This window comes from Pseudomonas sp. BN515 (assembly GCF_029873155.1).
Taxonomy (GTDB): Bacteria; Pseudomonadota; Gammaproteobacteria; order Pseudomonadales; family Pseudomonadaceae; genus Metapseudomonas.
On sequence record NZ_SSOH01000092.1, the window covers coordinates 217,941 to 236,849 of the forward strand.

Here is an 18,909-nt window from a genome sequence, read left to right on the forward strand (position 1 = left end):
GTGACGCTGGATTGCCATTATGGATAGACTGCAATTCCCCATGAACGATCATCGCCAGGTGTCGTCCGAAGTCCTGGCACGGCCGGAGTCCGCATGCAGCCGCTGTACTCTCTCAAGGCGTCAGAGAGCGCCAACGATGAGCGATTCGATGGTCTGACCCGCCTGGCCCGGAGCCATTTCGGGGTCATGGCCGCATTGCTGACGACAGGCGTCGGGGAAAGCCAGCAGGTTCTGACTTGCGATGGCCTGGCTCTGGGCAACGCCTCCGGGCTCTATCCCCTGGACCTCGCCTGGCGCCGCACCGACACGGTGCTCGTGGTGCCCGATGCCCATTGCGATGAACGCTTCCGCGATCACCACCTAGTGGTGGCGTTGCCCCACGTGCGCTTTCTCGCGGCTTGTTCGCTACAGGCTCCAGACGGGGCGATACTCGGCACGATATGCCTCCTGCACGACCAGCCTCGCGAGCTGGACCCGACCCAGCAGCAGGTGCTTCGCGAGCTGGCCGGGATTGCCGCCGGCCTGCTGGCGCGGGAGCAGGCGGACGCTCGTCTGGAGCGGGAACTGGATGCGCTACGCGTGAGTGAAAGGCGCATGGCCCTGGCCATCGCCGGAAGCGGCACCGGAATCTGGGACCGCAACGCTGCCACGGGCGAAATCCACTACTCCAACGGCTGGAAAGCACTGCTGGGCTACGCCGAGCACGAAGTGGGCAACCGCATCGAGGAAAGCTACACGCGCGTCCATCCGGCGGACCTGGAATACGTCAAGGCGACCATCCAGGCCCACTTCGAGCAACGAACCGAGTCATACGAGGTTGAGCATCGCCTGCGCTGCAAGGACGGCAGTTACAAGTGGGTGTGCAGCCGGGGCAAGGTGGTCGAGCGTGATGCGGCGGGCAAGCCATTGCGCATGATCGGAACGACCACTGACATCACCGCCATGCGCTTGATGTCGGAGCAGGTGCAGCAGACCGCCGCGCTGATGACCGACCTGACCAATGAGATTCCAGGGATGGCCTTCCAGTATCGGCGCCTGCCGGATGGCAGATCCTGTTTCTCCTACGTCAGTGCTGGGGTTCGGGACATCTACGGCTTGACCCCGGATCAACTGGCGGCCAACGAAGACGCATTGCTGGAGATCATCCACCCCGACGACCTGTGCCGATACCGCGCGTCCTTCGATGACTCGGCGCGCACGCTGGCGCCCTGGCACCTGGAATACCGGGTGCGATTGCCGGGGCAAGGCGACTCCTGGCGGCAGGGCGATGCACGCCCCAGGCGGCTGGATGACGGCAGCGTGGTCTGGCACGGCTTCATCACTGATGTGACCGAGCGCAAGCAGATCGAAGCCGAACTGCAGGTGTTCGCCACCACGGACTCCCTGACCCTGCTGTCCAACCGTCGGCACTTCATGCAGCAGCTCGATGCCGAGTTGGCTCGGGTGCAGCGTACGGCAGGCCACTGCGCGACGATCCTGATGTTCGACCTGGACCACTTCAAGGCGATCAACGACCGCTGGGGACATTCCGTGGGCGACCAGGCGCTGCGGCATTTCGCGGCGATTCTCTGCTCGCAGCTGCGCAAGACCGACGCAGCGGGGAGGATGGGGGGCGAAGAGTTCGCGGTGGTGCTGAGCGATGCGAGCATTGACCAGGCCGTGACGTTTGCCCGACGCATCCAGAGCGAACTCGCCAAGGCACCCGTGCTGCACGCCGAGGCCCGAATCTCCCTGGCCGTCAGCGTCGGCATCGCCGCCATCAATGCCACGGATGTGAACACCGAAACCACGTTGTCGCGTAGCGACATGGCGCTGTACCGCGCCAAGCGGGGCGGCCGCAATAGAATCGAGTGCCATTGACGCGAGCTGATCGGGCTGGATGGTTCGAGCCCGTTTCCCTTCTGAAAAGCGGTCGCCGTTTCTGGATTGAATGCACCTCGACGTAGTCATGGGTCGCCGGCCAGGTCTGTGACGATTCGATTACTCGGGCTAGCAGGATGAAGCTGATCCGGTAGGGTGCGCCGTGCGCACCAACGGTTTGAAGTGGTGCCGAAGCCGATCCCGAGATCGGTGCGCACAGCGCACCCTACGGCCCAGATCAGGCAAATGGGGGCGGCCTTGTGCACGGGGGAGGATTCGCCCGCTGTTTCCGCAGCGAGTTGCTGCCGGAGTGGGGAACCCGAGCGCCGTACCGGGTAACAAAGCCTTATCCAGGGCGCAGTAGGGTGAAGAACCGACCCGCGCGCCGCCAATTGCCACGGAGAGTGCACAGGATGGGGCGGAATCGCGCATCATTGGGCGCAGTCAGTTCGAGGGAGGTTTCCATGGAGGTCATGTCATCCGTTCTGCGTCTTGCCGCGCTGTCGCTGGGAGTGGCACTCGCCAGCACCGCGGTCGCCAGTGAAGAGACGCAGTTGGTGGAGTCCATCAATGCCTATCGCAGCCAGGCGCAGCCCTGCGCCGGCCAGGCCTCGATGGAGCTGCCTCCGCTCAAGCCCGATCCGCGTCTGATCCTGCCGGCCGGCAGCATCGGCGACCTGCAACAGGCGCTGACGCGCACGGCCTATCCGCTGGTCAACGTGCAGGCGGTCAACCTTTCCGGTCCGCGCGATGCGCAGGCGGCGATGAAGGCCTTGCAGGAAAGCTTCTGCCAGGTGGTGCTGGACCCGCAGTTCGTCGATGTCGGCGTCAGCCGCGAGGGCCAGGACTGGCGCATCGTGCTGGCGCGGCCGCTGCTGGCTGGTGGCCTGGGCGACTGGCAGGTGGAAGGGCAGAAACTGCTGGAACAGATCAACACCGCTCGGGGCCAGGCTCGCCAGTGCGGCTCCCAGTCCTTCTCGGCCGCAGGGCCACTGACCTGGAACGCCACCCTTGCCGGTGCCGCCCAGGAACACACCCGCGCCATGGCCAACCAGAACTTCTTCGACCACAAGGACCGCGACGGCCGCACCCCCGGCGACCGCGCCGAACTGGCCGGCTACACCGCCCAGCTGATCGGCGAGAACATCGCCGCCGGCCTGGATAGCTCCAGCAAGGTAGTGGAAGGCTGGCTGGCCAGCCCCGGCCACTGCGCCAACCTGATGAACCCGCAATTCCGCGAACTGGGCGCCGCCTACGCGGTGGACCCGAAAAGCGATGCGGGCATCTACTGGACGGCGATGTTCGGGGCGCAGTGAGCGCGGCGAGGCGATCAGTTAAGGCCGTTCTTGACTCGTTCGCCGAGAATGTAGGCCTTGTCCCGGTCGGGGGCGACCACGACCGGTAGCAGCGAGTAGCTGCCTTGCGGATAGTTGCCGCCACCACCGGCGCCATACTGGATAACCAGCGTCACCTGATAGCGGCCGTTTACTCCTTCCTCTCTCAGCTCCGAGCCATCGGGCGCTTGGGCTATCCAGGCGGTGATGGGGATTTCCGGGTCGCCGTGGGGCTGGAAGGCACTCGCCATCTCACCGTCATGGATCCGAACAACAGGCTCTCCGTCGCCTTCGTATTCGTAGGTGCCCTTGATCGGCGCCGGAAGGCTGGGACTCACGCTGTAATCCACACCATTGACCGTTTTGGTGAGCAGGCCGTTGGCTGCCGGGGCTGGGGCTTCCGTGCTCTCAGGCGCGGGTTGGCTGGCGGCGTTCTCTTGCTCGATCTGCGCCAGTATCTCGGCCGCCTGAGCGTTCACTTCCTCCTCGATTCCCATCTCCTGAATCATCGCCTGGTGCTGGGCCATCAAGGCGGCCACCTGGGCGTCTTGTGCAGCGCTATCCGCACTGGCTGTCGGCAGGCTGGACTCGGTTTCGACTGATTCAGGCGGAGCGGGCTCGGAGGTGGTTGGCACATCGGTCGAGATCGAGTGGATCGGCTCCATGGCGGGAACCGATTGCTCGCTGCGGGTCAGCGTCGGAGCAGCCTGCTCTGCGGCTGGTTGCTGCTCTGCCGGCACCGGCGGGGTGGACTGGGCAATCGCCGGCTTGGGCGCGTTCTCTTCCGGATAAGGCGTGGAGAACAGGACTTTCGTCACCTTGCCGTCAGCGTCCGCTTCGACGATCTCATGTACATAAGCGCCATCGGCGGACTGGCGGATACGGTAGGGCGCGACGCCGAGGAACAGCACGGAACCATCGGCTTCGAGGGTGCCCAGCCATTCGACTCCATACAGGTTGCTGATCAACTGGCCCGGCCTGGCGCCGGGGCGAATGGTTCGGCTGAACAGCACATCGCCAGCGGGGCTTCGCGCCGTTTCACGAATTTCCTGGCCGGGCTTGCTCCAGGAAAGTTCGTAGCCGGGTATGTCCTGCTGTTGGGGCGTGAAGCGATGACCCACGAGAGAGGCGTACGCGCCCCACACCGCTGGGTCTGCGTTGACGCGGATGCTGAAGTCCGCTGGCGGTATCGCTTGCATGAAGCCGGACTGGGGCGGCACGGGCGCACACGCGGTCAACAGGCAGACCGCGAACCAGAGGGCAAGGCGGGATGCCGCACGGGCGCGGAGTACGGCCAATGGCGATGTCGTGATTTTCATTGTTGTTATTCGCTCCTGTCCCTTATCGGTCGTGCTCCACGGCAACCCGGTGTTTTTACCGGAAGCCTAGACGGATGGACAGCAGGCGCGCGGCCGATCGGACCCACAGTGCGGGGCGCGGCTGGCGCCCCTTCTCGGGCATTCGCCGAATTTTCAGTCCTGGTCGAGATGGGCTCCGAAGCCCCTCTGACCTTCGGCGAGCTCTGCGCGAAGGGTGAGGGCAGGAATCTCGTAGTCGCCTGCGTTCTGCTTGCGGTAGGGGATGGGGGCCGTCTGCCAGAGGTTATCCAGGCGCTGGCCCAGTTCTTCACGTACGGCCGCGAAGCGCGCTTCGTCCATGCGGCTGGTCCGGTAGACCAGGAACGGCGGCAGCACGTCGAAGCCGGGGTAGTGCAGTACTCCGTGCTGGATGGGGAACAGCAGGTCATCCATGGGGCCATTGATGCCGCGAGGGCTGTAGTGGGAATCCCAGCCACCCGTGGTGACGATCAGCATGGCGCGCTTGCCGGCCAGGTTGCCCTCGCCGTAGCGGTTGCCCCAGCGGCTGTCGGAGTGCTCGCCCACGCCGTAGGCGAAGCCATAGGCGTAGACCCGCTCGACCCAGCCCTTGAGGATCGCCGGCATGGTGAACCACCACATCGGGAACTGCAGGATCAGCGCATCGGCCCAGCGCAGCTTGTCCTGCTCGCGGGCGATATCGTCACTCTGCCGGCCATTGGCGAAGGCCTGCTTCGAATCCCCGGACGGGGAGAACGGGGCGGTGGGCTGGTAGTCGAGGTGGTCATCGGCATCCAGCGTGGCCTTCCAGCCCATGGCATAGAGATCGCTGACTTGCACCTGGTGGCCGGCGGCTTCGAGGCGTTGTACGGCGAAATCCTTGAGGGCGCCGTTGAGGGAGCGGGGTTCGGGGTGGGCGAAGACGATCAGGACATTCATGGGGAAAACCTCCAGTGCGGGATGGGCGCAGGATGGTGATTCACCAGGTATATTGGAAATGAATATCCAGTATTCCAGGTATTTCAATGAATAATCTCAGGCGTCTGGACCTCAACCTGCTGGTGACCCTGGACGTGCTGCTGGCTGAGCACAACGTCACCCGCGCGGCGGAGCGGCTGAACTTCTCCCAGCCCTCGGTGAGCGTGCACCTGGCCAAGCTCAGGGAGATATTCGACGACCCGCTGCTGTTGCCGGGGCCGCGCGGCATGCGTCCCACCGCCCGTGCCGAGGAACTGCGTGAGCCCCTGCGCCAGGCATTGGAGGCCCTTGAGTTGGCAGTGGCGCCGGCCAGCGCCTTCGATCCCGCCCAGGCGCAACAGACCTGGCGTGTCGCCGCGACCGACTACGGGGAGTCGTCCATCCTGCTGCCGGCCATGGCGGGGCTGCGGGCACGGGCACCGGGGACCCGAGTGGCGGTGGTGGAAATGGTGCCGGCACGAATCGCCCGGCAGGCGGAACAGGGTGAAATCGACCTGGCTTTCCACACCGTCGAAGGCTCGCCGCCCAACCTGCGGCGCCGCACCCTGTTCGCCGAGCGCTATGTGCTCGCCGGCCGCGCTGGCCATCCGGCTTTGAAACGACGACCGACCCTAAAGCAGTTCTGCGCGCTGGAGCAGGTGATCGTCTCTCCCGATGGCGGTGGCTTCTTTGGCATCACCGACGAGATGTTGGCCGAGCGGGGTCTGGAGCGGCGGGTGGTGCTGTCGGTGCCGCATTTCCTCTTCCTGCGCTCGGTGCTGGAGACCACCGACCTGGTAGCCATGCTGCCTGAGCGGCTGGTGCGCGGCAGCCACGCGCTGCAAGTGGTCGAGTCTCCCGTGGAGGTGCCGGGCTACGAGATGGCCATGCTCTGGCACGAACGCTCCCACCGCGACCCGGCGCATCAGTGGCTGCGGGAGCAGATCGTTCAGGCGGTGTGAGACTTGTAGGAGCGAGCTTGCTCGCGAACCTTCTGAGCCGATCTTTCGCGAGCAAGCTCGCTCCTACACAAATCCTCGAAGGCAGAAACGACAACGGGAGCCCTAAGGCTCCCGTCGAGGTGAATCATCAGTGCGGCTGGTTCAGAGTCAGGCGCATGTGACGGTTCACATCCTTGTACAGCAGGTAGCGGAAGCGACCAGGGCCACCGGAGTAGCAGGCCTGCGGGCAGAAGGCGCGCAGCCACATGAAGTCGCCGGCTTCCACTTCGACCCAATCCTGGTTCAGGCGGTACACCGCCTTGCCTTCCAGAACGTACAGGCCGTGTTCCATCACGTGGGTTTCAGCGAAGGGAATCACGCCGCCCGGCTCGAAGTTCACGATGTTCACGTGCATGTCGTGGCGCATGTCGCTCATGTCCACGAAGCGGGTGGTGCTCCAGCGGCCTTCGGTATCCGGCATCACCTTCGGCTCGATGTCCTGCTCGTTGGTGACGAAGGCTTCCGGCAGCGGTACGCCGTCGACTTTCTGGTAGTGCTTGCGAATCCAGTGGAAGCGGGTGTGCTGACCGGTGGTGTTGCGCACCTTGTAGTCGGCACCCGGCGGGATGAAGGCGTAGCCACCCGGCAGCATGGTGTGGACCTGGCCCTGCAGGGTCAGGGTCAGTTCACCTTCCACGATGAACAGCACGGCTTCGGCGTTTACGTCCTGCTCCGGCTTGTCGCTGCCGCCGTTGGGGGCGAGTTCAACGATGTACTGGGAGAAGGTTTCAGCGAAACCGGACAGCGGGCGGGCGATGACCCACATGCGCATGTTGTCCCAGAAGGGCAGGTGGCTGGTGACGATGTCACGCATCACGCCCTTCGGGATCACGGCATAGGCTTCGGTGAACATCGCGCGGTCGGTGAGCAGCTCGGTCTGTGCCGGGTGCCCGCCGTGCGGCGCGTAATAGGTGGATTTGGCCATGGGGTATTTCCTCATTGTTGTCTTGCTGCCTGGCGCGCGGCGCCGGGTCGAACAATTCGTGCAGATCGGTGCGCCACCGGGGGCGCTGGCCGTCGCTGGGAACCACCATATCCAGCGATGAGTTCATGCACAAATTAAATGTTGGAATCCGCCGTATTCGGTTTTCAAATGCGAGATTGGCACCGCTCAGGCCCGTGTGTCCTGGGCCAGAACCCGTGAAAGCACGCGAGCGAGTTCCTTCACCATTGGGTCTGCTGCGGGGCGGTGCAGCAGCGCCACCTCGAACACATCCACTGACGGCAAGCCGGTGTTCTTCGGCACCACGGCGTGGCCCGCCGTCACCGCGCGCAGTGGCAGCAGGCCGATGCCCATGCCGTCGGCAATGGCCGACTGGATGCCGGAGAGGCTCGAACTGGTGAAGCTGATGTGCCACCGCCGGCCCACGGCTTCCAGGGCGGCGATCATCTCGTCGCGGTACACCCCGCGCGGCGGGAAGGTAACGATGGGCAGCGGGTCGAGGTCGATGCAAGGGTTCTTCGCGCTATCCACCCAGCGCGTCTTCTCCGGCCAGCAGGCCACCGCCTCGCGGCTGTTCTGGCGTTGCTTGAGCAGTACCAGGTCCAGCTCGCCACGGTCGTAGCTGGCGGAAAGGTCGCGGCTGAGGCCGCTGGTGACCTCCAGCTTCACCTGCGGGTAGCGCCGGTTGAAGGCGGCCAGCTGCTCGGTGGTGCGTCCGCTGGCGAAGTCATCCGGCACGCCGATACGCACCGTCAGCGCCACCGTGGCGCCGGACAGCGCCTCGACCATCTCGTCGTTCAGCGCCAGCAATCGCCGCGCATAGCCCAGCAGCGTCTCGCCGGCATCGGTGGGCAGCACGTCGCGGTTGCCGCGCTCCAGCAGGCGATGCCCGGCCATCTCTTCCAGGCGGCGGATCTTCTGGCTGATGGTGGATTGGGTCGAATGCAGGCGCGTCGCGGCGGTGGTGAAGCTGCCGCAGTCGGCCACCGTGACGATGGCCCGGAGCAGGTCGAGGTCGAACAGGCGTGTATTCGATTTGTCACTTTCGCTCATGGCGGTATCGATTTTATGAATGTCGATTCCGCTTTTATCAGCTCGCTTGAAGCCCGGCAATGTATTGGCCGACGGTAATGCAAAGGGCCTGGACGCAGTTGTGCGTGGAGGCCCTTCTGCAAGCTGAGGCTCAGCGGTTTTCCAGGCGGCTCAGCGAATGGCCGGCGACGAATATGGAAGCGGCGAGCAGCCCCAGGTCCTTGAGGATGAACTGGCCCGGCGCAACGCTGATGCCGGGGAAACCCACGCTGGGCTCGATCACGCCGGGGGTCGAGAACATGAAGCTCAGCGTGGTGAAGAACAGCCCGGCGGAGAGGGCGCCACCCACCAGCGAAAGCTTCGGCGACAGCAATCGCCCCGCAATCAGGAGGCCGATGGACACCTCGAGGAAACCGAGCAGGGTGGAGAAAGTCCGCACGCTGAAGAGGTCGTACAGCCAGCCCAGCAGCGGACTGTTACTCACGAGGGGTACCAGCCCCTCTGCTTCGTACTGCGTGAACTTCATGCCGCCGAACCAGAAGTAGATGACGGCGAGGGCGAAGTAGATGCCATAGGTTCCGATTGCGGTGGTGAAAGCCCCGAGGGACAGGTTGTTCGACTGAGCGGTGTTGGCATTGCTGGTGATGTTCAAAGTATTCATTTGTCGTGCTTCTCGTAACTTGGCTAGGGGCGTCCCGACGCAACTGGCTAAGCGGCCGGGGGACGATGGATCAACGTGCAACCTGCGTGAAAACAACCGAGTCGTTGTTCCGTGCCCCTCAGGCCAGGGGGCGTCAGTTACCGACCACATTCGAGCCGTTGATGGGTTATCTCCCGCTGACCCCACGCGGTATGCGTTGGGCGTGGAGATAGTGTTGCCTCGCGCGCCTAGCTTTTGGGTTCAGAAAGTACGAGTTTTGATGCAGATCGTCTAAATGCAGCGGCGGGATGTGCTGGGCCATCCGCCGGAATGAAAAGAGTCAGGCGGGCCCGGGACATCGTGGTTTTGGAGGGGATGTTTCGAGGCAGCGGGCTACGCACAGCCCGCTGCGTGACTTCTATTGCGTCCTTCAGGGACGGCCATCGGCCGACGGTGATCAGAGATCGGTGCTCTGACTCCAGGGATCGCTGCTTTTCGCGCGCCGGTCGACTTGGCGGCGGTCCTGCTCGAAGCGGATCGACTGACGACGATCAGTACCCTTGCGCCGATCACCCCCTCCACGGGTATCGATTTTGAACACCGCTTTACCTCGGGAAGAAGGCGCTGCTGCAGTTGGCGCAATGGGCTCAAGGTTGAGTTCGTCGGGGTTCAGTTTGTCGTCAGTGTTCATCGCTGTGCTCCGGTGGATCGACTTCTGAACAGAGGGTAGATCGGGGTTTTTCCCCGTACTTGGGGGATGGAACGAGCGGGCGAATTGGACGGCCGATGGGTTCCATCAGCGTGTTCGGAACAACTCAGTTGAGTCGCAGCTTGAGCAATTGTGGAACCTTGGCCAGCAGGTACAGACCGAATCCGCCCAGCAGGAAGAGCCAGAGGCAGGTGGCGTACAGCACCAGTACGTGTCTGCTGGAGAGCTGATAAAGCGCGCGTGCTCCGCGGCCGTGTGTGATGGATGGAAAGCCTTCGGACCATACGAAGGTCGCCAGGCCGAACATCGAAACAGCGAGTGCGCCTCCAAAGATCAGGCAGCCATACCACTCGAAAATGGCGACATCCTCGATATCGTCGCTGGATATCGCATGGCTGATAACTGCAATGACCGTAAACAACAGGGCAAGGTTGAAACCCACCGCAGTTGCTCCATCCTGCTTCGTGGCAAGTCCCGAACCTGACGGCGTGAGGTGGACCAGGAGATCAATGCCGTCCAATCCGGGAAGCAGGCCAAGGGCAAAGCCCAGTGTTGTGGCGGCGAATACGTAGATGTGCAGTTTGCTGGCGATCATCCTGGTCCTCCGCTGTTGCTGCTACTGCGTGGATTGGAGCGGTAGCTCATTTCCAGCTTCGCACGATGGCTTTTACATGGCGGGAAGGGATTTGCGCCTGCACCTTTCCGGGCAACCGCAGTACCAAGGTGTCACCTAGCGACCAAACAACCCGGACATCTCTCAGTGAGCACGACTGATCCAGAGCTAGCGCATCAGGAGCAGGCTTTTCGCAGTAGCTACTGTCCAAGGCGATTTCGCTCGCGTCGTAACTGCCAAGCCCCAATCCTCCAATGACTCGTTCCGGCATGGTGGTTAGCGCTCCGCTATAGAAGGTGATCGCTAAAGCCAATGGAATCGAAAAGCAGAGCAGATAGTTGATGCCACCAAATGCCGCCATGCTATAGCAGCCAATAACGACGCTGAGAATGAATGGAATGAGGACGAATCCAACTGTTTGCAGCTTGCCGGTGAGCAGGCCACCAAACACTGAGTCGGATTGGGGAAGGGCACTGAAGGCAACCAGATAGACGATGAGAAGTGCGATGTAGGTTGAGTACAGGTAGTGGAGAAAACTCCATTTCGGCAGCTTGAATTTCTCCTGTACCGCAATGCCGAAAGCCATGGCTATCAAAGCTGGAACGATCAGGTATGCGATACGCAATGATGAGCCAAAGGTCAGGAAAATGCTGGAGGCTGCCAGTGAGTTGGTGGCGTGGGGAAGCAGAAAACACAGTGCGACCAGCCAGTAGGCATTGCGCTCTTTCTCGTCCTCGGTGGCCCCTACCCGGCGTAAATAGCCCTTGATCGACTTGTGGTTCACAAAGAACTGAACGGTGAGTACGCCGGGGGCTGCGATACCGGCGGCCAACAACCCCACAACGCAGAATCCGATCAGTGCGGCCGACAGCAGCAGCGAGGAGAACTGGAACAGGTCGAAACTGGGGTAGAAATGATTGGCGAAGAAGTAGGCAAGGAAGATGGAAAAGCCTACGAAGGGGGGAAGCCATTTGATCAATTGCGGGAAATAGCGGGTTGCGTACTCGCTGGTTCTAGCGACGTAGCGGTCAAAAATATCCTGCTCCTGCTCCTGCTCCTGCTCCTGCTCCTGCTCCTGCTCCTGCTCCTGCTCCTGCGGTAGATCTACGCGCGCATCCATGTGCCGCTCCCTTGGCTCTGGTTATGGCGCGAATGGTAAAAGGCCATCATTCGGTCCGCTAGCCTGATTTGTGAACATCGGTATTCCGTTCGCAGGAAGAGGTGGAACGGGTTCCAACGCGTCCCTAAATCGGCGCCTGGCGGGGTACTGGCCCATGGCTAGACTCATCAGGCACACGCCTCGTCGTCCGGGAAGTCTGGCGTGCATTCGTCACTGTGGCCGGGCCCTTAATGGGGAGGAGGCGGGTGTGGACAAGCATCCATTGGCGGGCATCTCGCGGCGCCATTTCCTGGGCGGAAGCATGGTGCTTCTGGGCGGTGGACTGCTGGCAAGGTCGGCGTTCGCGCAGCAGGGTTGCCCCATTACCCAGGGCGACATCCTCGGTCCCTACTACCGCTTCGGCGCACCCTTCCAGTCACGGTTGGCCGGGCCCGAAGAACCGGGTGAGCGTCTGGTGGTGACCGGCACCGTGTTCAGCGCGGACTGCCGCACGCCGGTACCGAACGCATTGGTGGAGGTCTGGCAGGCCAACGGCGCCGGCCTCTACGACACCGAAACGCCCGGCAACTACACCGACAAGGGCAACTTCCGCCTGCGCGGCATGCTCTACACCGATGCCCAGGGCAAGTACCGCATCGAGACCGTGATGCCGGGCCGCTATCCCGTGCCACCGAACCTGCCGGGGCTGGAGAAGTACGGCGGGATCATGCGCCCCGCGCACATCCACTTCCGGGTCATGGAGGCGCTTCATGTGCCCGTGACCCTGCAGCTCTACTTCAAGGGCGACCCCTTCATCGCCGGCGACCCCTGGGCCCACGAGCGGACCACCAACACCATCGAGCTGGAGCAGGACGGCGAATTGCGCAGAGGCGTGTTCGACATCGTGCTGGCGCGGGGCTTTGCGTGACCTCGCCTAGCGGATGTGGCCTCCGAGGGTAGCTCGTAGGATGGCGTGGAGCGAAGCGATACCCAGCAATGGAACGCTATGGATTTCGTTCCTCGTGGTGCGCCCGATCCATCCCACTGGCTCGCCCATCACCGCTGCAACGCGCTTCGATCTGGAACCGCGCCTTGCCCCGCGCGGACGGCGTTGGCTCTGAAGGATCGATGGGTTTCCGGCTGAGTTTGTCGAGGTTCGGCTTGTCGTTCGTGTTCATCGCTTCTCACTCCGGTGGGGCGCCAACAACCAGAGGGTAGATCGGCGATTGCTCCCTCACCTGAGGGATGGCATGAGCGGGCGAAAGGGCCTGCTGATGGGCATTTGCGCGTTCCTGCGATACCTCGTAACTCCGGCTGTAGTCTGGGTTTCGCCACACCCTTGAGTTGGCTGTTCGGGTGCTCGATTGCCGCCAGAAAGTTGCACTTGCGTAGTAATCCTTATTGCACCTATTGCGTTCTTTGGTAGCGGTTTTGCTTCGTGCGCTTGACGCGTGTGACCTGTCATTACAATTCTTGCCGCCGAAAACCCATCGGAAATAACAATAACTATCCAGCAATGCCCTCCTGTGGCTGCGGAACAAGGAGTTCTGTGATGCTTGGTTACTACGCGCAATACAGCAAGGAATACATCACCACCCTGATGATCGTGACCACGCTGTTTTTTGCCCTGCCCATATTCGTTGCCCCGCTAGCCTGGGCCAGAGCCATGCGCTGGACCATTCCGGAGCATCAGCACCTGGCTATTTATTTTGGCCGATGCCTTGGCGCCTTTATCCTCATCGTTGAAATAACCATGTTGCGCTCTGTCACGACTGGCACCAGTTATAGCTATGCCTTCGATATTCTTTTTCTGGTGTTCACGCTGATGTTTGTCGTGCATGTATATGGCGCAATCAAACGCATCCAGCCGATCACCGAAACATTGGAGATAGGCTTCTGGATGATCCTCTTCGTGCTCAATGTCTTGTTCTATCCGGCTGCCACTATCACACTTTGATCCGTGTGGCCTGCAAGTCGCTCTACAGATTCGTAGGATGGGTAGAGCGGAGCGAAACCCATCACCCTTGTCGCGGTGGGCATCGCTCCGCTTGCTGAGCACCGCTTCAGATCAGCCGATCACAAGCGGCGTGCGCTGGAGCAGGTCCGGGCAATCGCCCAGATACAGCCATGCCTTGCCTTGCCAGTACAGCACCTCGATATCCCGTGCCTGCCACTGGATTACCTCGCGGTGAGGGCCTCTGCCGTCGAAGCGTTCCTCTTCCCGTAGGCGAGGAATCACCTCGCGGGTGAGCCATTGGCGGATGCAGCGATTTTCCGGGTGGTAGTAGAGGATCAGCACGGCATAGACGCCGGACTCGCTGATCAGCAATTCCTGCTCGAAGTCGCCATGGCTGTTGCGCATCCAGACGCGCTGCAACTGGTCTTCATCCAGATTGCGCGACACCCGTTCGGGCAGCGGTGCGTGGTTGATCAGCCGAGCAAGGTCGCTGGCGGAAAACCAGGGCTCTTCATCCAGCAGCACCGCGCGCAACTGGCGCTTGTGGCGGATGAAGGTGGCGGGCATCAGGACTTCGGCGTGTGGGGGAGGGGCGGGGTGAAACTGGGGGAACTCGGGCATATCCATTACCTCTGCTAGGTCTCAATCAGCTTTCTTAAGGCTGTGGCGCCGGGAGTTAAGAAACCCCACCTAGAGGGCCGGACGTATTTCCCTTTCGGGTTTTGTATTAGTCCACTCCCGGCAGAACAGAGGTTTTGTGCGGGCGCGAGTATGCCGCAGGCACAAAAAAGCCGCTGAGCTTTCGGGAGCGGTCTGGCCGCTAGGTGAGTAAGCGTTTCTTAGGCGCCGGGGACAGAGGCTATGGGCGGAGCAGGGAAGCGGCAATGCAGTTGCAGCGTGGGATTTGGCTGATTGGGATGGAGGACTTCGAGATGGCTGATTAGGTTGGTGGATGAAAATATCCACCAACCTTGTTTTTTGTGCAAATTAACTTATGGGGTTCTTGCTGATTTAATTAGATTTGATATTTGTTCCATTCCGTCGAAGGTTGAGGGGATCTTGCTTTCGTCGCTTACAAGTCCTGAAAATATGATGTTTTCAAATTTTTCCAATGAGCCGGCGTTGTTTGATTTTATTTGCTTTGAGTACTCGCTGTAGCTTTGGATGAATGCGCAAAGCGTTTTTCTGAGCTCTATTTGTAGTAGTTGGGATTTTGTTGATTTGTAATTTAAAAGAAGGATTCTAAAGAAATAGATTAATATCAGGGTTGCTGATATTGATGGTATGGCTGTAAAAATAAATATGGTCTTTAGTATTTCTGGTTCGTTGCGGAGGAGGATGACGATTATTATTTCGATTGCGGGGGGTAAAAGTATAAGGAAGCCAAATAGTATTAGCCAGGCTGAGGTTTTTTCCCTTTCCTTGTTTTTTTCTTTGGAAAGATTGTCGAACCCGTTGTATAGTCCTACAAAATTAAATGCTGTTTCATATGTGTTTAGGGTTTCCTTTAGTCCGTTTATTTTTTCCTCTCTTTCTTGAAGTTCTCTTTTCCAGCGTGCTTCTGTTTCGCCCTCTTCTTTTTTTAGTTTTGCAATATGTTTAATTGTTTTTACGTGCTCATCGCTGAAGAGTTCTTTTAATATAGCGATTGGCATCTTGTTTCTTGCGAAATCAATTATTTCAAGTGCTGATTTTGATATTTCATCTCTGTGGTCAAAAATTGTTTTGTCCAAGGATTTGATTATCTCTGGCGAAAGATTGCCAGACATTTCCATTTCAATTGTGAATCGATAAAGAATGGCATAAATAATGTCTAGGGATTCTTTGCTGTTTTTGCTTGAAGGGGCGGAGAGGTATTCTATTAAAGTTTCTCCAATTTGCTCTATATTGCGTTGGCAGTTTTCATCCCACTCTGGAGTGGAGGCTTTCATAGCGCCGAAAATATAATTAATCTGGTTGGTTTGGCTTTTTTCTAGTTCTGTTGATGGGTTTTTTGTTGTGAGGTGTTCTAGGAATTCGTTAATAGCTCTTCGTGTTTCTGCTTTTGAAAAATAGTCTTTCATTCTCTTTGTTCTTTTTCCTTTGTTGGAAGAAAAAGCCCCGCACAAGGCGGGGCTTCGTCTTTCTTCGCTACCCCGAACTTCCATTTCAGGCAAAGCGTTTATGTTTTCCTAATGTCTTGACCCTTCCTGCACCAGCAAAAACTGAAACGTGCTAATCGGAAAACCCCGCGCTAGAGGAGTTGTGATCGCCAGGTTGAAATGAGATGTGCAACAAAAATCGAAATTTGCCCGAACTGTTCCACCAAATATTGAAACGACGGGGGGAAGTCGTTAGGAGCAAGAGGCTGTGTGGAGAACCAGCTAGAGCTAGGGAAACCCAGAAGAGGACCTCCCGAATCTGATGAGATACGCCGAGGCCGAAGGGAGAGAAATGCAGCAGGAAGAGCAGACGTGGTGAGCGCGAATGAGAATCCTGGTGTAGGAAAACGGAGAGAGTTGAGCCCCGCCAAGGATCCTAGGTAATAGCGTTGGCTAGGTGTTCTACGTCATTACGGCGAATCAAGGTGAAGTTCAGAATTCCGCCGCATTCACTGGGAGGAACTGCTTGGAGTACACCTGTTCTTAAGTAGTAATGAATGCGAGCTGTTGTGACATTTAAGAATTTTGCCGCTTGGAGTGATGAAAAAAATTCGTAGAGGTGGTCTCGCATTCTTTGGGCGTCATCCTTATGAATGAAAACATAATTCATTATTCTAATCACCGGGACGTAGTAGCAAGAAAGAAATCGTCGTGATAATTCCGCGCAATTTATGCCGAATTCTTGGGATAACTCTTTCAGCGTGCAATGGTTGGATCTCCATTCTAAAGCTGCCACTAGTTGAGATTCATTGATTTTTGTTTTCATGCCATTTGCGTCCGTGAGGTCAACTTCTAGAATCTTGCCTTCAATCAATTTCTTAATAACAGAGCCTTGAATGTTTAACTCTTGAGAAAGGAAGCGAATGCCGCTCGTATTGATTTGGCGATCGTCATGTGCCCTTATGCTAAGTAAAAAATCAGTTATAACTTTCGTGTCGCTCTTAAGGTAGATCTCTCCCCATCTACGATAAGTTTCTCCATGGCCGGATGATAGTGTTCGAAAAGGACGCACGTTAGCAAAGTCGAATAATTCAGCAAGCGCAGCGGGTTTTATCCTTAGTTGCCTAGCTAGGCTGCCATGAAAGACGTACTGTTTGGCAAAAAGCTCCAGTTCAGCTGTTGGGATGACTCGTATAAAGTCTGGAGGGAATCGGTAGCAGCTTAGCAGGTTCAACTTTATTGCCAGCGTTATTTGCTCGCCCGATGCCCCAAGGTATTTAATCGAATTCGGATAATTCGTATATTCACCCTTTCGGAACATTGATGATGGAATAATTGTGTTAAATTTTAGAATTGAATTCAGTCGTCGATTAAGGCTCTTGCATAAAGAGTCGCAGCTATAGTACTTGGTTGCCTTGTTTTTGGTTAATTTGAATTTTTCTGCGGCAAGCTGTTCGTGCATTCTCGTGTGAGAAAGTTTATAAGCCAGGCATAGTTCGTTCAATGTTAATCGTAGCGTATGGCAGACGCATTCTGGGGGGCACTCCTCTGGGTATACTTCAGTATGGTTTCTCACGAATCCTGCAGCAACATTGCTAAGCAGTTGGTCTCCTGAACATAGCCAGGGCGAGCAATAGGCTAATGGGTTTAACGAAGGAAGAAGTTTCTTTCTGGCCAGCAAGTGATTCAATAATTCGTTTGTGTCGCCACATGCGATTCTGGCTGAAACTCTTATGCATTTGGATTGGTCACAGAATAGTTCAGACTCATTGCTTAATATTTTTAATGTTTTAATGAATCGATTAATGAATAGCTGATCGCCTCTCGCGGCATGTTCGACAAATGTTCTGGATAATTCTATGTCGCCAGGAGTTGAGGTGGCGGCGCGAAAATCGAAGCGACATTTGCAAATGCAATAGTCAAGTTTTGTCCAGTCAATGGGCTTGCCGCATTGGGGGCAGGCTTCTATATATTTGGAGCCATGAATTGGACAGGCATCAAGCCATGGGAGGTGGAAGCTTTTTTCAAAAAAGCCATTCCTTGCGCACTCGGGACAGATTCTAAGTTGAAATGACAATTTTCTATATGGGATGACAATTTTCCCAAACTGAACGTTCGGTTGTCTACTGTCTCCGATGAACCCAAAGAATGCCGATTCAAAACGACTAGAGTGCCTCTCACTCGAGTGCTCCTTAACATATTGTATGAAGGTGGACTTCCTCAGTTGCCAACCGTTTTTCTTGACATCCACTGCCAAGTCGAATCCGACTGCCAACGCATGCACATTTAAGTACCCGTTGCCAGCCGCTGTCCTCATCAGTACGCTGATGGGGCTTTCGTTCTTATGCGGTAATGCGACATATGTCATTTCCGACATTTCTTTTCCCCTTTGATAATTTTATGAAGTTCTTGCATGTCCAAGGTAAACGGGTCCACGGAGGCGAGTCGTGTGCGAAGAAGTGTTCGGCTCAATGCGATGCTGAAGTCACTAATCTGTAATATTCGGTCTGATCGCTTAGCTGATATTTTTAAGGCGCGCTGTAAGAGAAACCTCATGGCTCGCATATTTCCCCCGGTGGCGACAAAAAAAGCCATCTCGAGTTTTTGATCGGTAAGGCAGGGAACTGATTCAAAATAGTTCCAACTTACTATTTCACTAAGGAGGGTGCTGAGCATGGTTCGTAGTACTGATCGTGATGAGTCGATTGAACACGGTAGCGGATGAAGTTCTGCTCGTAATGGATATCTTAATGAGAGTTGTTCGTTGTTCTCTACAATGGATGCGCATGTGGGTAGGCCGACCAAAATCACCGGTTTGTTGAACTCGTTGCAAAACCAATTGATCCAGTCGCAGACTTTTCCGCGCGTTGCTTCCTGCCCTTTTTCGAGCAAATTCTGAAGTTCATCGAAGAATACTAATTCGGTTTGGCATTCCCGTAGCCTTGCAAATAACCGATGCTCTAAAATTGGGCGATGCTCAACGTTTTTAGTGGACCCAAGTTTTCCAAGCATTTCTGATACCAGATGCTTTAGAGTGGTATCTGCCGGTACTCTGCAGTAAAGTGTTGGAATGATCGATCTGACTCCGCCCTCGGATTCCCTGATCTCAGGAGGGGGGTACATAGATATCAGAGTATTACAGACGGTGGTCTTTCCGGTGCCGGAGACGCCGGTCAATACAACCCCAGATTGCTCACCTCGTTCCAATGTTAAATCGATACTTTCCTGGAGTAATGCTAGCGCATTGTCAAAGTCAGGATGCCTGGCGGTATAGTTTTTGAATTCGGTAAGCTTCAGCTGAATGTCGACTTCCATGATTGCATACCCATGCTGCCAATTTTAATTGGAATAGATTGACCGACGGGAT

At 57.7% G+C, this 18,909-nt stretch carries 17 protein-coding genes; 5 read left to right on the top strand and 12 right to left on the bottom strand.

The annotated features are described in order from the left end of the window. The first annotated feature begins 93 nt into the window (after positions 1 to 93). Positions 94 to 1,860, top strand: coding sequence for a diguanylate cyclase (locus E8E91_RS26655; RefSeq protein WP_280380050.1), 1,767 nt, complete (start codon positions 94 to 96; stop codon positions 1,858 to 1,860). A 464-nt stretch (positions 1,861 to 2,324) separates the two neighbouring features. Then, positions 2,325 to 3,176: a CAP domain-containing protein gene (locus E8E91_RS26660; RefSeq protein WP_280380052.1), complete on the top strand. Its 852-nt coding sequence runs from the start codon at positions 2,325 to 2,327 to the stop codon at positions 3,174 to 3,176. Positions 3,177 to 3,190: 14 nt separating this feature from the next. Here E8E91_RS26660 and E8E91_RS26665 read toward each other — a convergent pair whose 3' ends face one another. Continuing rightward, positions 3,191 to 4,492: a hypothetical protein gene (locus E8E91_RS26665; RefSeq protein WP_280380053.1), complete on the bottom strand. Its 1,302-nt coding sequence runs from the start codon at positions 4,490 to 4,492 to the stop codon at positions 3,191 to 3,193. A gap of 174 nt (positions 4,493 to 4,666) precedes the next feature. Further along, the gene (locus tag E8E91_RS26670) at positions 4,667 to 5,449 is read right to left on the bottom strand and encodes an NAD(P)H-dependent oxidoreductase (RefSeq protein ID WP_280380055.1); all 783 of its coding nucleotides are present in this window, start codon (positions 5,447 to 5,449) and stop codon (positions 4,667 to 4,669) included. Positions 5,450 to 5,535: 86 nt separating this feature from the next. On the opposite strand from E8E91_RS26670, the gene E8E91_RS26675 reads away from it, so the two are divergent. Then, complete coding sequence (locus E8E91_RS26675) at positions 5,536 to 6,429, top strand: LysR family transcriptional regulator (RefSeq protein WP_280380057.1); 894 nt, start codon at positions 5,536 to 5,538, stop codon at positions 6,427 to 6,429. Positions 6,430 to 6,556: 127 nt separating this feature from the next. Here the strand turns inward: E8E91_RS26675 and E8E91_RS26680 are convergent, their stop codons facing one another. The 6 genes from E8E91_RS26680 to E8E91_RS26705 form a co-directional block, all read right to left on the bottom strand. Next, positions 6,557 to 7,393, bottom strand: a complete 837-nt coding sequence (locus E8E91_RS26680) for a bifunctional allantoicase/(S)-ureidoglycine aminohydrolase (protein WP_280380059.1) — start codon at positions 7,391 to 7,393, stop codon at positions 6,557 to 6,559. 186 nt (positions 7,394 to 7,579) lie between these two features. Beyond that, positions 7,580 to 8,464, bottom strand: a complete 885-nt coding sequence (locus tag E8E91_RS26685; protein ID WP_280368883.1) for a LysR family transcriptional regulator — start codon at positions 8,462 to 8,464, stop codon at positions 7,580 to 7,582. Between the two features lie 130 nt (positions 8,465 to 8,594). After that, positions 8,595 to 9,104, bottom strand: a complete 510-nt coding sequence (locus E8E91_RS26690) for a DUF417 family protein (RefSeq protein ID WP_280380060.1) — start codon at positions 9,102 to 9,104, stop codon at positions 8,595 to 8,597. Positions 9,105 to 9,540: 436 nt separating this feature from the next. After that, positions 9,541 to 9,774, bottom strand: coding sequence for a hypothetical protein (locus tag E8E91_RS26695; protein ID WP_280368887.1), 234 nt, complete (start codon positions 9,772 to 9,774; stop codon positions 9,541 to 9,543). 124 nt (positions 9,775 to 9,898) lie between these two features. Then, positions 9,899 to 10,387: a hypothetical protein gene (locus tag E8E91_RS26700; RefSeq protein ID WP_280380062.1), complete on the bottom strand. Its 489-nt coding sequence runs from the start codon at positions 10,385 to 10,387 to the stop codon at positions 9,899 to 9,901. A 46-nt stretch (positions 10,388 to 10,433) separates the two neighbouring features. Continuing rightward, positions 10,434 to 11,525 carry a hypothetical protein gene (locus E8E91_RS26705; RefSeq protein WP_280380064.1) on the bottom strand — a complete coding sequence of 364 codons (1,092 nt, stop codon included), beginning with the start codon at positions 11,523 to 11,525 and terminating at the stop codon, positions 10,434 to 10,436. A gap of 247 nt (positions 11,526 to 11,772) precedes the next feature. On the opposite strand from E8E91_RS26705, the gene E8E91_RS26710 reads away from it, so the two are divergent. After that, positions 11,773 to 12,432, top strand: coding sequence for a twin-arginine translocation pathway signal protein (locus tag E8E91_RS26710; RefSeq protein ID WP_280380066.1), 660 nt, complete (start codon positions 11,773 to 11,775; stop codon positions 12,430 to 12,432). Between the two features lie 624 nt (positions 12,433 to 13,056). Beyond that, positions 13,057 to 13,461 (top strand): hypothetical protein, encoded by a 405-nt coding sequence (locus E8E91_RS26715; RefSeq protein WP_226282373.1) that lies wholly within the window; start codon positions 13,057 to 13,059, stop codon positions 13,459 to 13,461. 111 nt (positions 13,462 to 13,572) lie between these two features. Here E8E91_RS26715 and E8E91_RS26720 read toward each other — a convergent pair whose 3' ends face one another. The 4 genes from E8E91_RS26720 to E8E91_RS26735 all read right to left on the bottom strand — a co-directional run bounded on the left by E8E91_RS26720 (position 13,573) and on the right by E8E91_RS26735 (position 18,857). Beyond that, entirely contained in the window at positions 13,573 to 14,028 is a 456-nt protein-coding gene (locus E8E91_RS26720) for a BRO family protein (protein WP_280380068.1), read from the bottom strand. A gap of 425 nt (positions 14,029 to 14,453) precedes the next feature. Beyond that, entirely contained in the window at positions 14,454 to 15,617 is a 1,164-nt protein-coding gene (locus tag E8E91_RS26725; RefSeq protein ID WP_280380070.1) for a hypothetical protein, read from the bottom strand. 361 nt (positions 15,618 to 15,978) lie between these two features. Further along, on the bottom strand, positions 15,979 to 17,919 hold the full coding sequence (locus E8E91_RS26730) for a TniQ family protein (protein WP_280380071.1): 1,941 nt from the start codon (positions 17,917 to 17,919) through the stop codon (positions 15,979 to 15,981). Continuing rightward, positions 17,907 to 18,857: a TniB family NTP-binding protein gene (locus E8E91_RS26735; RefSeq protein ID WP_082073159.1), complete on the bottom strand. Its 951-nt coding sequence runs from the start codon at positions 18,855 to 18,857 to the stop codon at positions 17,907 to 17,909. Before E8E91_RS26735 ends, E8E91_RS26730 begins: the two co-directional genes overlap by 13 nt. Positions 18,858 to 18,909 lie beyond the last annotated feature (52 nt).

Coding starts and splice junctions, on each gene's coding strand:
- E8E91_RS26655 (WP_280380050.1), top strand. CDS start 94: ATGCAGCCGCTGTACTCTCTCAAGGCGTCAGAGAGCGCCAACGATGAG.
- E8E91_RS26660 (WP_280380052.1), top strand. CDS start 2,325: ATGGAGGTCATGTCATCCGTTCTGCGTCTTGCCGCGCTGTCGCTGGGA.
- E8E91_RS26670 (WP_280380055.1), bottom strand. CDS start 5,449: ATGAATGTCCTGATCGTCTTCGCCCACCCCGAACCCCGCTCCCTCAAC.
- E8E91_RS26675 (WP_280380057.1), top strand. CDS start 5,536: ATGAATAATCTCAGGCGTCTGGACCTCAACCTGCTGGTGACCCTGGAC.
- E8E91_RS26680 (WP_280380059.1), bottom strand. CDS start 7,393: ATGGCCAAATCCACCTATTACGCGCCGCACGGCGGGCACCCGGCACAG.
- E8E91_RS26685 (WP_280368883.1), bottom strand. CDS start 8,464: ATGAGCGAAAGTGACAAATCGAATACACGCCTGTTCGACCTCGACCTG.
- E8E91_RS26690 (WP_280380060.1), bottom strand. CDS start 9,104: ATGAATACTTTGAACATCACCAGCAATGCCAACACCGCTCAGTCGAAC.
- E8E91_RS26695 (WP_280368887.1), bottom strand. CDS start 9,774: ATGAACACTGACGACAAACTGAACCCCGACGAACTCAACCTTGAGCCC.
- E8E91_RS26700 (WP_280380062.1), bottom strand. CDS start 10,387: ATGATCGCCAGCAAACTGCACATCTACGTATTCGCCGCCACAACACTG.
- E8E91_RS26705 (WP_280380064.1), bottom strand. CDS start 11,525: ATGGATGCGCGCGTAGATCTACCGCAGGAGCAGGAGCAGGAGCAGGAG.
- E8E91_RS26715 (WP_226282373.1), top strand. CDS start 13,057: ATGCTTGGTTACTACGCGCAATACAGCAAGGAATACATCACCACCCTG.
- E8E91_RS26720 (WP_280380068.1), bottom strand. CDS start 14,028: ATGCCCGCCACCTTCATCCGCCACAAGCGCCAGTTGCGCGCGGTGCTG.
- E8E91_RS26730 (WP_280380071.1), bottom strand. CDS start 17,919: ATGTCGGAAATGACATATGTCGCATTACCGCATAAGAACGAAAGCCCC.
- E8E91_RS26735 (WP_082073159.1), bottom strand. CDS start 18,857: ATGGAAGTCGACATTCAGCTGAAGCTTACCGAATTCAAAAACTATACC.